This window comes from Hungatella sp. L36 (genome assembly GCF_014288035.1).
The window spans coordinates 450,760-464,878 of sequence record NZ_JACOPC010000002.1 but is presented as its reverse complement, the minus strand read 5'-3'; the positions used below and the strand labels follow the sequence as shown (position 1 = coordinate 464,878).

Genomic DNA, 14,119 nt, shown 5'->3' with positions numbered 1-14,119 from the left:
TATTTGCCGGTAAAGTAAAAGGTGCAGCCGCATCAGGCAATTCATATGCCTGGTGCGGCTGCACCTTTTCTATACCCATTATCTGTCCTTATCTGATAAACTCAATCTTTCCCGCAGTCACACATTTTCCGGACTTGCGGTCAAACAGCAGAATATCATTTCCTTCAATATCCACACCCGTCTTCTCTCCGATCTGATAGGTAACGCCTCCGAAGATTACTCCGGTCAGCAGGAAATCGCCGACGCGCAGTTTAACGGTGGACTCCATACCGGTAGGCATGGCGCCGTAGACGGTGGCCTCTAAGCTTCCCTGGCCGGCGGGACTCAGTTTCAGGCATTCCGGTCTGACACCGATGACAAAGTCCTCGTCTGTGATCACGGGATCGTCTTCCACCGCGTAATCGCTTTCGTCTACCTTCGCAATATGGTATTTAAAGGTCTCATCTTTATTTCCTTTTTCCACGGCCTTCTTGTCTTTTAAGACTTCCTGTTTTTTCTTCTCGGCCTCCTCATCAGCCTGGTTCCGTTCCATAAACCAGCGATCCATGGAAAGCGGTTTTTCCGGCAGGAATACGGCTTTTTCACCGTCCAGGACGGTCAGCTCCATGGAACCATCCGATCTCTGTCTGCCCTTTGCCTCCATGAAGTTGATGGAAGGATTGCCGACGAAGTCTGCCACAAAGAGATTGTGCGGACGGTTGTAAACGTCTAAGGGCGCCTCATACTGCTGGAGTACGCCGTTGTTGATGAGGCAGATCTTTGTAGCCAGTGTCATGGCCTCCATCTGATCATGGGTAACATAGACGAAGGTACTGCCCGTCTCCACATGCAGACGCTGAAGCTCATAACGCATCTCCAGACGCAGCTTGGCGTCTAAGTTCGACAGCGGCTCATCCATGAAGAGCACCGAAGGTTCAGGCGCCAGGGTTCTGGCAATGGCGACTCGCTGCTGCTGCCCGCCGGATAGCTCTGCCGGGTAACGGTTCATGAACGGTCCGATCTTGACGATGCGGGAGACACGTCTCACCGCCTGCTCCACCTCTTCTTTATGGAGCTTTCTGTTTTCTGTCAGCACTTTTCCGCCGCTTACCACGGCGAAGTCATTGTTTAATTCCTGGCCCTTGCCCTTATAGGAAGCACGGAGGGAATCCAGCTTTGCCTGAAGCTCTGCGGCCTTTGCCTTCGCAGCGCCGTCCGGATCAGAGCTTTCCTGAATATTGAAGCCGAACAGTGTCTTTGCTGTGTAGATCGACAGTGTGTAGGCGTCGATCAGCTTTAAATAGACCTTATCCATATCCAGCTTGCCTTTTTTGTCACGGCACTCTTCCACCAGTTCACCGATTCGTTTTCCGCTCTTTAGGGCCTGGATCAAATCATTGGTGGTCTTTGCCTCGAAATCAATCTGCGGCAGTTCCTCCTTGATGTTGCTGAGCCCAAAGGAGATGTTCTGATAGACGGTCATATTGGGCCACAGCGCGTAGTTTTGGAATAAGAATCCCACTTTTCGTTTGTTGGCCGGCACATTGATGCCTGCCTCACTGTCAAATACCACCCGGTCGCCGATGGAGATCCGGCCGCTGGTAGGTGTCTCCAAACCTGCGATCATACGAAGGGTTGTCGTCTTTCCGCAGCCGGAGGGGCCTAGCAGGGTGATGAAAGAATTATCTTCTATATCGAGGTTCAAGTTGTCTACTGCGTAGAACTTCCCCCATCTCTTTGTCACATTTGTCAATTTTATTTCTGGCATGTTAATTACCTCCGATACCGTCGTCCAGACTCGCTCCGGTCAGTTTATTTACTAATGTATTGAATATCAGGATCGTTACGATCAGGATTAAGTTGATGGCGCTGGAAAATGCGTATAAGCCCATCTCGTCAAAGTAATCCAGAGTCGTGGAAAGAATGAAGCCCTGCGTACAGAGAAGCAGGAATAAGGATAGCTCTCTTAAACACGTCATAAACGGAAGCATGTATCCGCTGATGATGGCCGATTTCTGAATCGGAATGATGATCCGGAACATCCTCTTAAACCACGGCAGATCCTGAATAATCGCCGCTTCCTCGATCTCATTGCTGATCTGCAGCATGGAGTTTAATGCGCTCCTGCTGGCAAATGGTATGTACTTGATGGTACCTGCAATGATTAACAGCGTATAGGTGTTGAATAAATTGATCTTCTCATTGGAAAAGAGAATGAAGAACGCCGCGCCTACTGCGATGGACGGCATTAAGTATGGCAGGAAAGCCATTCCGTTCACGTAGTTGGCCCATTTGCTCCTCCGGTTCTTCGATACCGCGTATCCGATTAAGGTACCGATCGTTCCGGCAATCAGTGCGCAGCATATGGAAACGAGAAGCGTTCCCCAGAAAGCGTGCCAGATCGTGGAGTTATATAGGATTCCCTTCTGGCCGTACATTCCGTTTTCCGTGATATTTTCACTGGTGATCCACCATTTAGTCGTTAAGTTGCTTAAATTTCTCGTGTACAGGAAGCTGTAATCTCCCGGGTTCGGAAGGAAGGTCTCCAGTGCGAAGGAAAGGATCGGGAAAATACTCGTAAAGAAGGTTGCCACGATCATCACGATACCGATGACATACTTTCCCATTTTCCCGAGATTGATCTTGGAGAGCTGGCCCGATTTACCGGTAACCGTCGTGTAATTCTTTCTGCTCTTTAAACTCACCTGGTTCATGGTCAGGATCGCCACGCCGAATACCATCATAATAATGGCAAGAATACTGGCTTCACCGGTATACTTGGAGTTCATGGAGATATACTTGGTGGAAAGCGTCGTAAAGCCCAGATAATGCGGTACCGGATAACTTCCCATGGCGCTTCCGAATACCAGAAGAACGGTGGAGAGAATCGCCGGTTTTACCATTGGAAGCGTGATCCGGAACATGGTTTTCCATTTCGGCGTATCGAGAATGGTGGCCGCTTCCTCCAGGTTGGCATCCATGTTGCGGAAAATACCGCCGATCAGGATATAGGCGAATGGCGCATAGTGAAGGCCCAGGACGACCGCACTGGGAAAGAGTCCCTGGCATACCCATTTGGGCGCCAGAATCCCGAACAGCGAAGCCAAAAGCCCATTGGACGTTCCTACAACCGCGTTGCTGTTAAATAAGTTCTGCCATACGACCGCCAGTGTCCACTGAGGCATAATGTACGGGAAAATGAAGATAGAGCTTAAATACTTCTTGAATTTTAAATTGGTCCTCGTGACAAGGAATGCGAACACGCCGCCATAGAGAATCGAGATAAGACAGGTCAATACCGCTAAAAGCAGCGTATTCCATAACGGTTTCCACAGATTCGTTCTGGCCAGCCGGCTGGTAAATAAGTCAACATAGTTGACAATTGTATAGCCAGATGCCTTTCCCGTTAAATGGGCATCGATGGTTCCCGGATGGATCATGAGCGTATCCTTCACAATTGCCACGATTGGTGCAACCGTTGTAAAAGTCAGCACAATGCCGAACAACAGAAGGATGACATTCTGCGGTTTGGAAAAGTATGTCTTGATCTTATTAAGCACGATGACCTTATTGTTTGACTTACGATTAACTGTCTGGTCCATAACTAACTCCTTATAAAATGGGCTGCCGCATTAAGAACAGCCTTAATGCGGCACACCCGTTATCTCATTGCTGCGGTGACCCGCTTAAGCTTCTGCGAGTGATCGTTTACTGAGCAGAATCGCTGTATTTTGTCAGCAGCTCAATCCAGCTTCCTACTGTAAAGGATACGTCCGCACAGTATTCCGGATCTTCCAGAACCAGTTCGCCGTCAGTGGTCCACCACTCATATCCTCTGTCGTTCTTGCTGTCGAATTCGTTCTCGCCCTTGTCATTGTAGCCGCCCTTGCTGTGGCCGTAGATCTTTTCGGTCTCTTCCATAACCTTCGGGTTAGAGGAGTAACCGCCCATATCTTTGCCCCATGCGGAGAATCCGTCTGCTGTGTTGGTCATATAGGCGATGAATGCACAGGAGGTCCACGGAAGCGGGCTGTTGTTAGTCAGGAATAAGTAATGGCAGTAGCCGTAGCCGCCGATGCCCTTGTAGCCATCCTGGTAGGCTGCAACTTTAATATTGTTGACGGATACTTCCGAAGATTCCTCAACGGAACGAAGCTTTGAATATACGAGAAGTCCGCACTGGTCTGTAGCAGTCTTGGATACCAGGGTGTTGCAGATCGGGCCGTCATCGGTCTGTTCATTGTAATTTTCTACCCAGAGTTTGATCCATGCCAGGGCGTAGGCGCCATTTTCACCGAGTCCCAAATCCTGAGCATCGGTTGCCATCTCATCGACCACCGGCTTGAAATACGCCTGTTTGCTGCTGTCTAACGCATCATATGCCTCTTTTAACCATCCGGCGTACGTATCTTCTGTCAGCATGTATAAGAAGTTCTTTCCTACAACCTCTGAATCAATGTCCATGTATAACGGGTGAACACCTTCTGCCACGAAATCCCAGCAGTTATTGAATTCCGCATTTCCGGTGGAATTGTACATGAATACCTTGTTCAGTGTCTGCAATGGAAGGAACCCTGTGTAAGCGTCTGCTGTAGTGCCGTTGGCATCTGCCCATTCCTTCGGAATAAAGGTCTTTAAAATACCGGTCTGAACCATCTTGGATTCGATCTGGTTGCCATCCTGGATCAGAGTCATGGCAAATGTTCCCGAAGACTTCAAGGAGTCAGCCGACAGCTGTTCGAAGATCTTATTATTCTTCGGCTGCTGCAACTCATATTCCATGGTATAGGAAGGATCGATGGACTGTAAGTATTCGATGAACAGCGGTAAAGCGGTCTTTCCACGGCTGGAGTTGCCAACTCCGTAGAAGGTCTTTCCGTTGGACTCTTCGATTGCCTTTTTTGCCAGCTCTTCCATGCTCATGGACTCGGCTTCTTTAATGATCTTTTCCACTTCCGAAAGATTTGCGTCGTCCACTTTCGGTTCCTCTGCTTTTGCTTCGGTCTCCGGGGCCTTTGTCTCCTCCCCCTTCGCGGCCTCTGTCTGAGCCGCTGGTGCTGCGGTCGTTGGATCCGCCGCCTTAGAACCGCATCCGGCAAGTGTTGCCGCCAACATGGTACTGATTAGAACTGCTGATAAAATTTGTTTTTTCACTTCTTACTCCTCCTTCTTATTTCCTGCCTTTTCGATGCTGTAGCATCATCTGATGTAATTATTATATCTGGTCTCTTCGTCATTTTGAACTGGACAATACTGTTATTCCTTTGTGTATTCTGATATTTTTGTATGTTTTTCCTGCTATCCCATCAAAATTATTATATATATTGTACATTACATAGACATAACAACTTAATACGACTGTGTATAGTGGCGGTTTTTGCCGGTTTTAACTGTTTTTGTACTGCACTTTTATTTATACCGTTTGTTATTTATACCGTTTGTTATTTATGCCGTTTGAGAAAAGGACATACCTGTAAACATCGTTGGGTTTAAAGGTTATTATGCGCTAATGCGGTTACGCTTAAATACTGCCATACTTTTCGAAATCCCCCGCTTATGCTATACTTGATACAATACAGAAACAATCTCCCCAACATTTATTTCCAATCATTATTTCCACATGAAAAGGAGCCGTCATCCCATGAAACATTATATCATTGTAAAATTTTCTGAAACCGTCAAAGAGAAAGAAGCCCTGTATCCGGAAATAGAAGTCCTGTTTAAAAAGGCAGAAAAAATAGAAGGTATACACCAGGTATCCTTCTATCCTTCCGTGATTGATCTGCCTAACCGATACGATTTCATGATTTTAATAGAGCTGGAGCGCGAGGCGCTTGCTGTTTTCGACGCTTCCGATATTCACCGTGACTGGAAAGCAAAGTACGGCAGCTTACTCACTGCCAAGACGATCTTTGACTGCTGCTAAAGCGTTGAATGGCCTTAAGAATGGCCTTAAGAATTCGCAGCCTGGTATTCGGAGGGGGTGACGCCCGCTATTTTCTTAAATGTGCTGGAGAAATAAGTGATATCGCGGTAGCCTACCATCTCTCCCACCTCATACACCTTATAGCGGCAGTTGGTCAGAAGCTTCATCGCCTCCCTGATTCTGCACCGGGTTATATAGGCCATAACAGTGTAATCCGTCTCTTTCTTGAACAGATGGCTTAAGTGTCCTTCGCTGATTCCAAGAGATTCGGCGATCGTTCCCACACTTAAGTCACTGTCATTGTAATGCTCGGTTATGTAGGCGATTGCCTCTTTGATATACCGGCTCTTATCACCCGTCTTGATTCCGGGAGAAAGAATCTTTGACTCCTCCTGACGTTCCTTTTCTTCCCGTTCTTTTACCAGCTTATCGCGCACCCTGCTGACTGCGTCCTCCAGTTCGCCATCCTCAAACGGTTTCAGTAAATAATCGAAAGCCAGCAGCTTTAACGCGTTTCTGGCGTATTCGAATTCGCTGTAGGCGGTCAGAAAGATGACGGAGACATGGTTTCCCTCCTCCCGAAGGACTCTTAGCATCTCGATCCCATCCATCTTCGGCATCCGGATATCGGAGATGATCAGATCTGGGTTGTATTTGCGGCACGCCTCCAGGCCCTCGAGGCCATTGGCCGCCTCTCCGGCCACCATGCAGTCTAAGGACGCCCAGTCCGTCTCCATGACAATTCCTTTTCTCACAAATACCTCATCGTCAATTACCAATACCTTAAGCATCTCATAACTCCTCTCCCTGTCTGACCGGAATCATGATGGTCACCTTCGTGCCTCCTTCTTCCGGCCTGCAGACCGACAGCCCATACTCCGCACCGTAGTGCAGCCGGATAATCGTATCCACATTGTAAAAACCGATATGTCCGAGCTGGAGCAGATCTTCCTCTCCGCCCTCTGACGGTACGCCCGCTCCTGCTGTCCGATTATTTAAATGGTTCAGTACCTCGTCGCTGATTCCGCAGCCGTCATCCATCACCTCTATAAAGAGCCGCTCCTCCTTCGAAAACGCCCTGACGAGGATATGGCCTTCCTCACAGTCTCTCAGCCCGTGTATCATGGCGTTTTCCACAATTGGCTGAACGACCAGTTTCGGAACCACACAGTCTGCAAGCTCCTGCGGAAGCTCGTAATCGAAACAGAATTTCCCCTGAAAACGGATCTTTTGTATCTCCGCGTAGCAGTCCACAAGCTCCAGCTCCTCCTTCAGGGTGATAAACTGGGCGTTGGATATGCTGGTCCGCAGAATCTTCGCCAGCTTTGCCGCCAGGGTGGCGATCTCCGGGATGTGGTTCGCCTTGGCGACCCATTTCATCGTATCCAGTGTATTGTACAGGAAATGGGGATTCAGCTGGGCCTGCATCATTGCGATCTGTACCTCGTTCAGCTTCTTCTGCTGGCTGACCTGCATTTCCATATAGGCCTTCAACTCCGACGCCATGGTGTTGAAGCTGCCGGACAGCTGGCCAAACTCATCATCCCTCGTGGAAATGACCCTCGCGTCGAGATTTCCGTTCTGCACCTCGTGCATGGCCTCATTCAGGCTCTGGATCGGACGCGACAGATGGTTGCTCATCTTCGCTGCCACCGCCACACAAAGCATCAGACTGGCGGCCGTCATGACGATCAGCACGCTGTACATGGATTTCGTCGTGTCAGCCGTAAATACCTTCGGCCGCAGAAAGACGCTGTAGAGTCCCGTCCCGCCGATCTCAGAAATATAGATGCTGTTATTATGAAATGGCTCATCAACTGCCGCGCCCGCCATCAGTCGGTGCCTCAGAACCGTCCCGATCTCCTCACGGACCGCGGTTCCCGTACTGTAGACCGTTTCCCAGAAGCTGTTTAAGATACAGACGCCATCCTGGCTGCCGTAAGTTCCGCCCAGGATCTTTTCAAAATTGGAGCCATTGATACTCACAAGAACATACCCCACGCTGCTGTCTTCGGAATCCAGGATGGGACGGGCGGCCCGCAGCAGAATATTGGACGATCCTGAATATTCCTTCTCACGCCGTACGGTCATCTCGTCCGGGTGGGCCTCCGCCACCTTTAAGATTCCCCAGTAAACCGGAAGCTGGGTATGAAACATGCCTGCGCCGGTAGAGTAGAGGCAGACGCCCTCTTCTGAGTAGAGATCAAACTGAGCCATCTCCCGCAGGCTGGCAGTCTCCTCGTACAGCTTCGCATAGACCGCGCTTCTGCCCCGGTTGCCGGATTCCCTGATGGAAGCCGCAATCTCCGGCTCTTCGCTCAGACGCAGCGTCACCTCATCGATGGTCTGAAACAGGGTGGTCAGCTTTTCTTCCATGACAGCCGCCTGTTCCATATCTTTTTTCTGGTAGTCGCGTTCCAGTTTCACTTTGAACATCTGAATCAGGAAGATACAGCTGAGGACCAGAGGAAGCAGCGCGACGGCCACAAAGCTTACGAGAAGTTCCCGTTTAAACGATTTTTTGATAAAGTTCCACATGGCGATTCCTCTCTACCGGATCAGTTCCGACCATAGCGCCAGGATCTCATCCTGATGCGCGCTGGCCCATTCGAGATCAAAATCCATGATCTTCATGTCTTCACCGGCCGTTTTCATCTGTAAATCCTTCCTCACTGTCCTGCGGCAGAACTGGTCCATAATCAGATTCTGGACATCGTCGCTGACCGTAAAATCAATGAACAGCTTCGCATTGTCCTCATGGGGAGCCCCCTTGACCAGGGCACAGCCATCCGGCACGGTGCTGGTGCCTTCCTCCGGATAAATCATGGTGATATCCGCCCCTTTGGCTATCCGCTTTTTTGCTGTCTCCTCCAGTGTGATCCCGACGAGATGAATTCCCGTACTGACCTCATCCACGACCTCCCCGGAACCGGCTGAGACCTTTCCATCCAGAGCGGATACAAAGTCCTCCATCAGCTCCCGCTCGTCCATGTCAAGCACCTGAATCATGGTAGCGAGAGCCGTATAGCTGGTACCCGATTTTCCAGGTGCCGCAAATGCGATTTTCCCCCGCCACTTGTCATCTAAAAAGTCCTTCCAGCTGTGAGGCGCCGCCTCCGCACTTACCAGCTTGTTGTTGTAGATAAACACGATAGGAAGCTCCGTAAACGCGGTCCAGCTGTCATCCGGAGACAAATACCTGTCGTCCAGTTTATCGCTCAGCTTACACCGGTACGGCTCAAAATACTCCCGGTAAGCCTCATAGCTTTCCACTCCGCCTCCGAACATGATGTCACACGTCTGCTGCCCCGCTTCCCGGCCGATGGCCTCTAAAAGCTCGGTGGAACCGCCGTCCCTCACCTCGACCCATATGCCGGTCCGCTCTTCGAACTCCCTGATAATAGGGCCGTATACTTCCTCTTTATGGGAGGTGTATACGATCAGTTTTTTGTCTTCGCTGACTCCGTAACCATCCGCCTGCCGCCTGGCCTCGGTTCTGGCCGCGGCCGCGGGACCGGTTTCTTCTGTTTTGCTGCATCCATATAAAACGGCGGACAGCAGGATCAACAGGGCCATACATATCATGATCCTGACAGCCTGCTTCCGCCGAATTTGTTTTTCCGATCTGATAAACTCGTCCATAAGTCCCTCCCCCTGGAGCATCACTTTTTCCATTATACCATCTTAGGGAGAGATTTCCAATATGGACTCATACTCTTATTTTCTGTAATGTTGATACACTGCATACGATTAGAGAGACTGCGGGTGAAGGAATCGAACCTTCCTTACCGGAGTCAGAATCCGGTGTATTACCGATATACGAACCCGCATGACAGGTTTTCTTTACAGTTTTCTTTCATTTCCTCCTTTTTCATGTTACTCCATTGGTTTCCAGGACTTCGCTGGCAACGATAATATCATTCATGGGAATGCCGAACAGGACGCTTAAGGCGAACATATTGTCCAGACTCGGCAGCGTCTCGCCTCTCAGCCATTTATAGACGGCGTTTGTCGTTGCAAAACCGAAATATTCCTTTAAAAAGGGAACAGAATAACCTTTCGCCTTTCTTAATTCATTGATTCGTGTCCCGGTCGCCTCCGGGTCAATCGCAGGGCAGCTCATACATCTCCTCCTTCCTTCTCTGTTCAGGGCGGCCGGCGGGATTCGAACCCGCATGAACCGGAACCACAATCCGGCGCATTACCAGGTCTGCCACAGCCACTAAAAAAGCCGTTTACCCATTATGGATAAACGGCTGAAGGAATACGAGTGAATTACAGGCAGATACCGCCCTGCATCATACTTTCCGATTATGCGCATACCATAAGGGTAACAAAATAACACGCTGTCTATAAGCGTTTTCCTGTCGCTGGTCCTTATGGCTGTGATGTACAGATAATCGAATCATGATGGCTTCCTCCTTCTCTCTTAACTGACTTTATTCTATCCAGGATGTCTATATCCTGGCAGTATACAGGCGCGGGCGATCGACTGAGAGGCGGATTTACGAGATCCACGCCCCGTCGCTCCCCACATAATACCCATCCGGCGTCGTAGTATTTGCGAGCATCGCTCCGCTGTCGCTGCAGTAGTACCATTTGGAGTTCCACTGGACCCAGCCGGTTACCATGTAGCCGGTCTCATTAAAATAGTACCAGACGTTGTCGATGTACTGCCAGTTGCTCACAGTATAGCTCCGGTCTGCGTTGCAGTACCACCAGCCGATGTCATCCTTTAACCATGCCCCGCTACCGGCCGTGGCCCCCGGACCGCTGGCGCCCGAGCTGCTTCCTGAGCTGCTTCCATCGGAGTTGTCATCGGAGCTGCTGTTGGAACTGATTTCAGCGGCTTCTGCGGAGGTCACATACCAGGACTCCGACTCCTTCCAGCTTCCCTTGTTTGAAGAATTGTAGACTCCGCGCACCTGGAAGGTGTAATATCCGCCTTTCGTTATGTAGCTGCCGAAGTGGTAGCTGGTCTTTGTCGTGGTAATGACGGAGGTGACGGCGGTGCTTCCCCTGTAAAGGCGGATCTCATACTTTTTAGCTTCCTCATTTTCATTCCAGTAGGCGGTCCCATCCTCCGCATCCCAGTCCAAGCCGTCTACATCCAGATCGTACTCGCTCTCTCCTTCCAGTGCCTCCAGGGTGATCGAGACGACGAGAGTGCTGCTGGTACGGCTCACCGAAGTGACCGTGCCGTCATTTCCGGTTAAGTTGACGTCTCCCTTCGAAAAACCGGAGGCAAAGTAGTAATCATCGGCCGCCTCCAGAGTTACCTTGATCTTCGGCTTGTCTCCGTCCTCCCACTCGTCGGAAGGTTCATTCTTTATCTCCACCTCTTCCACATAATACTTGCTGGAAATTGTGGAGACCGACACATCTGCTCCGCTGCTTCCGACTTCAATATCCGAGGCGATCCGAAGGGATACGCCGCTTATCTTCGTACTCGTGGCCGCCATGGCTGTAAATGGACTGGTCATCAGTACTGCCGCCAGGAAAAAAGCTGTCACTCTTTGCACAATACGCATATATGTTCCTCCTCTTTCTGTTCTGTAATAAAAGTACCACAGAAAGCTGAAATATACCTGAAAGAGACAGAAAAGATACTGGCTGTATTTAACCGCAGGCTACGGAAAGCAGTTCCTTCCCCAGAACTTCATACGTATAATCGCCGTTTCCGCCATTTACAGAGAGAAAGATTCTGTTTCCTTCTCTCCGTGCGCAGGCCGTCATCACGGTTTTTCCGGACAGGTCCGTCACAGCCGATGCAGCCTCCATACCATCCTCCGGCAGATACAGAAGGAATTTCACCCCTTCTGCGTAGTTGTAATCAGGCTTTTCGCTGTTTGAGCCAACTGCGATCACACTTCCGGGACGGACCATAAGCGGCAGGGAGAAGTAATCGTGGGTCTCCTTCTGCCAGCGTCCGCCTGTCACGGTTTTACCGGTCAGCAGGTTTACCCAGGTTCCTTCCGGCAGATAGTATTCCACCTCCCCGGATTCCTTGAAGACCGGAGCCGCTAACAGAGAATCGCCCAGCATATACTGTTTATCCAGCGTCTCGCAGGCGCGGTCGCCCGGAAATTCCACGAACATCGGACGCATCATCGGAATGCCTTCCTCGTGAGCCTTTACCGCCTGAAGGTAAAGATACGGCATCAGCGCACATTTCAGCTTAACGAATTTCCGAAGCACACGGCACGCCTCCTCGTCGAAGAGCCACGGAACCCGGTAGGAGGAGGACCCGTGAAGGCGGCTGTGGGAACTCAGGAGGCCAAACTGGCACCATCTTTTGTAGATGTCGGCCGGCGCCGTATTCTCGAAGCCGCTGATATCGTGGCTCCAGAAGCCGAATCCCGCGCATGCCAGGGAAAGGCCGCTGCGGATAGTCTCCGCCATAGAAGAATACGCCGCGGAACAGTCGCCGCCCCAGTGTGCGGGAAACTGCTGGCCGCCCACCGTCGCGGACCGTGCAAATACTACTGCTTCCCCGGTTCCGCGCTCCCGTTCCAGAAGGTCAAATACCGCCCGATTATAAAGGTATGTGTAATAATTATGCATCTTCACCGGATCGGAGCCGTCAAAATATGTAATATCTTTTACCGGAATCCGCTCACCGAAATCCGTTTTGAAGCAGTCCACGCCCATGTCCAGAAGCGTCTTCAGCTTTGTCTGATACCATTCCACTGCGCCGGGATTTGTGAAATCCACCAGTCCCATTCCGGCCTGCCACATATCCGTCTGCCATACGTCCCCGTTTGTCTTTTTCATCAGGTATCCCAGCCTCATCCCTTCCTCGAATAGCGGGGACTTCTGGCCGATATAGGGATTGATCCACACACAGATTTTCAAGCCTCTGTCGTGATAGCGCCGCAGCATGCCTTCCGGATCCGGAAATGTCTTCGGGTCCCAGGTGAAATTGCACCACTCATACGCCTCCATCCAGTAACAGTCAAAGTGAAAGACGTGCAGGGGAATGTCCCTGTCCGCCATACCGTCAATAAATCCGGAGGTCGTCGTCTCATCGTAATTGGTCGTGAAGGAGGTGGTGAGCCACAGGCCGAAGGACCAGGCCGGCGGCAGAGCCGGCCGGCCGGTCAGCTCCGTATATTTGGAGATGGTCCCTTTGGGCGTGGAGCCGTTGATCACACAGTAATCCAGGCGTTCACCTTCCACGGAGAACTGTATACGCTCCACCTTCTCGCTGGCAATCTCATAGGCGGCATCCCCTTCGTTTTCTAAAAGCACGCCATATCCTTTGTTGGTAATGTAAAACGGAATGTTTTTATATGTAATCTCACTGGCCGTTCCGCCGTCTTCATTCCACATCTCAACAGACTGTCCATTTTTTATGAACGGGGTGTAGCGTTCTCCCAGCCCGTAGACATACTCGTCCACGTCGAGGGCCAGCTGTTCCACCATGTAGCATTTTCCGGTCTCCCGGTTTGTCATGTGAGCCATATTCCGAAATCCGGTACTTGTCAGTTCCCGGTCGCCATCCAGAAAATGGATCCCCCAGGAATTTGGCCTCTTGTCGATTACAGCGGTCGTTCGTCCGCTTCGGTAACGGATCTCCTCATCGGTCTCCTCGACTACGGTGTGAGGTGATGTCCCGTAAATCCTGGCAAAGGGACCGCGGCAGACCGTTCCTTCGAAATGGCTGACCGACACCCGGATGACATCCTCCATCGGGCTGGTCAGCCGGATCGTCAGCATGCCCAGGTTCAGACAGTCGCCGCGGTCTGCTATGTGTTTTCCCGGCGCATAGACGATCAGTTCGTTATCGTTCCGTCTGCTGTCCGCATACTCCACCGCATAAAGCGGTGTCATCTCCTTTTTTATACACCAGTATCCTTCTGTAAATTTCATCGTGTCCCTCCTGAAACGGCGTCCCGTTTTCTCTTTCATTCTCTTTTATTATAAGTAATTATAAGCACCGAATATAAATACGGGAAGGTTGAAAATTTACCCACCCCAAAAGGGAAAAATATGCATTATTTTTGCCAATTATTGAAAAAAATACTTTCAAACTGAGCCGCCTTATACTAGAATAGACTGAAGAGAAACCACCCGGACTCAGAAGCGGTTTCTTCCTGTCCCTGACGGACTGAATTATGTATCTATAGATGAGTCTACATTTGTGACAGTTCAGACGGCTCATTTTCTTGACCGAAAAATCCGGTCAGGAAGCATCGGATATTCATCCGATGT

At 50.4% G+C, this 14,119-nt stretch carries 10 protein-coding genes and 2 tRNA genes; 1 reads left to right on the top strand and 11 read right to left on the bottom strand.

Annotated elements, in window-relative coordinates; genetic code table 11:
- Positions 1-88: 88 nt before the first annotated feature.
- The 3 genes from H8S80_RS07750 to H8S80_RS07740 all read right to left on the bottom strand — a co-directional run bounded on the left by H8S80_RS07750 (position 89) and on the right by H8S80_RS07740 (position 5,094).
- A complete protein-coding gene (locus H8S80_RS07750) occupies positions 89-1,747 on the bottom strand; it encodes an ABC transporter ATP-binding protein (RefSeq protein WP_117631622.1) in 1,659 nt (552 codons plus the stop codon).
- 1 nt (position 1,748) lies between these two features.
- Positions 1,749-3,581, bottom strand: coding sequence for an ABC transporter permease (locus tag H8S80_RS07745; RefSeq protein ID WP_002604219.1), 1,833 nt, complete (start codon positions 3,579-3,581; stop codon positions 1,749-1,751).
- Between the two features lie 106 nt (positions 3,582-3,687).
- Positions 3,688-5,094 (bottom strand): hypothetical protein, encoded by a 1,407-nt coding sequence (locus H8S80_RS07740; RefSeq protein ID WP_207729807.1) that lies wholly within the window; start codon positions 5,092-5,094, stop codon positions 3,688-3,690.
- Positions 5,095-5,620: 526 nt separating this feature from the next.
- On the opposite strand from H8S80_RS07740, the gene H8S80_RS07735 reads away from it, so the two are divergent.
- Positions 5,621-5,905: a hypothetical protein gene (locus H8S80_RS07735; RefSeq protein ID WP_002604221.1), complete on the top strand. Its 285-nt coding sequence runs from the start codon at positions 5,621-5,623 to the stop codon at positions 5,903-5,905.
- A 26-nt stretch (positions 5,906-5,931) separates the two neighbouring features.
- Here the strand turns inward: H8S80_RS07735 and H8S80_RS07730 are convergent, their stop codons facing one another.
- The 8 genes from H8S80_RS07730 to yicI form a co-directional block, all read right to left on the bottom strand.
- Positions 5,932-6,696: a response regulator transcription factor gene (locus tag H8S80_RS07730; protein WP_002604222.1), complete on the bottom strand. Its 765-nt coding sequence runs from the start codon at positions 6,694-6,696 to the stop codon at positions 5,932-5,934.
- A gap of 1 nt (position 6,697) precedes the next feature.
- Positions 6,698-8,443 (bottom strand): sensor histidine kinase, encoded by a 1,746-nt coding sequence (locus tag H8S80_RS07725; RefSeq protein ID WP_002604223.1) that lies wholly within the window; start codon positions 8,441-8,443, stop codon positions 6,698-6,700.
- A gap of 12 nt (positions 8,444-8,455) precedes the next feature.
- Positions 8,456-9,547, bottom strand: a complete 1,092-nt coding sequence (locus tag H8S80_RS07720) for an ABC transporter substrate-binding protein (RefSeq protein WP_117631618.1) — start codon at positions 9,545-9,547, stop codon at positions 8,456-8,458.
- Positions 9,548-9,664: 117 nt separating this feature from the next.
- A tRNA-Gln gene (locus tag H8S80_RS07715) sits at positions 9,665-9,735 on the bottom strand.
- A gap of 41 nt (positions 9,736-9,776) precedes the next feature.
- Complete coding sequence (locus H8S80_RS07710; protein WP_002604225.1) at positions 9,777-10,028, bottom strand: helix-turn-helix domain-containing protein; 252 nt, start codon at positions 10,026-10,028, stop codon at positions 9,777-9,779.
- A 27-nt stretch (positions 10,029-10,055) separates the two neighbouring features.
- Positions 10,056-10,128: transfer RNA gene (locus H8S80_RS07705), tRNA-His, on the bottom strand.
- A gap of 282 nt (positions 10,129-10,410) precedes the next feature.
- The gene (locus H8S80_RS07700; RefSeq protein ID WP_117631616.1) at positions 10,411-11,436 is read right to left on the bottom strand and encodes a hypothetical protein; all 1,026 of its coding nucleotides are present in this window, start codon (positions 11,434-11,436) and stop codon (positions 10,411-10,413) included.
- A gap of 88 nt (positions 11,437-11,524) precedes the next feature.
- Complete coding sequence (gene yicI / locus H8S80_RS07695; protein WP_117631614.1) at positions 11,525-13,777, bottom strand: alpha-xylosidase; 2,253 nt, start codon at positions 13,775-13,777, stop codon at positions 11,525-11,527.
- Positions 13,778-14,119: the final 342 nt, after the last annotated feature.

What these genes read in the sequence shown, in the direction of transcription:
- H8S80_RS07750 (WP_117631622.1), bottom strand. Translation starts at nt 1,747, where the DNA reads ATGCCAGAAATAAAATTGACAAATGTGACAAAGAGATGGGGGAAGTTC.
- H8S80_RS07745 (WP_002604219.1), bottom strand. Translation starts at nt 3,581, where the DNA reads ATGGACCAGACAGTTAATCGTAAGTCAAACAATAAGGTCATCGTGCTT.
- H8S80_RS07740 (WP_207729807.1), bottom strand. Translation starts at nt 5,094, where the DNA reads ATGTTGGCGGCAACACTTGCCGGATGCGGTTCTAAGGCGGCGGATCCA.
- H8S80_RS07735 (WP_002604221.1), top strand. Translation starts at nt 5,621, where the DNA reads ATGAAACATTATATCATTGTAAAATTTTCTGAAACCGTCAAAGAGAAA.
- H8S80_RS07730 (WP_002604222.1), bottom strand. Translation starts at nt 6,696, where the DNA reads ATGCTTAAGGTATTGGTAATTGACGATGAGGTATTTGTGAGAAAAGGA.
- H8S80_RS07725 (WP_002604223.1), bottom strand. Translation starts at nt 8,443, where the DNA reads ATGTGGAACTTTATCAAAAAATCGTTTAAACGGGAACTTCTCGTAAGC.
- H8S80_RS07720 (WP_117631618.1), bottom strand. Translation starts at nt 9,547, where the DNA reads ATGGACGAGTTTATCAGATCGGAAAAACAAATTCGGCGGAAGCAGGCT.
- H8S80_RS07710 (WP_002604225.1), bottom strand. Translation starts at nt 10,028, where the DNA reads ATGAGCTGCCCTGCGATTGACCCGGAGGCGACCGGGACACGAATCAAT.
- H8S80_RS07700 (WP_117631616.1), bottom strand. Translation starts at nt 11,436, where the DNA reads ATGCGTATTGTGCAAAGAGTGACAGCTTTTTTCCTGGCGGCAGTACTG.
- yicI (WP_117631614.1), bottom strand. Translation starts at nt 13,777, where the DNA reads ATGAAATTTACAGAAGGATACTGGTGTATAAAAAAGGAGATGACACCG.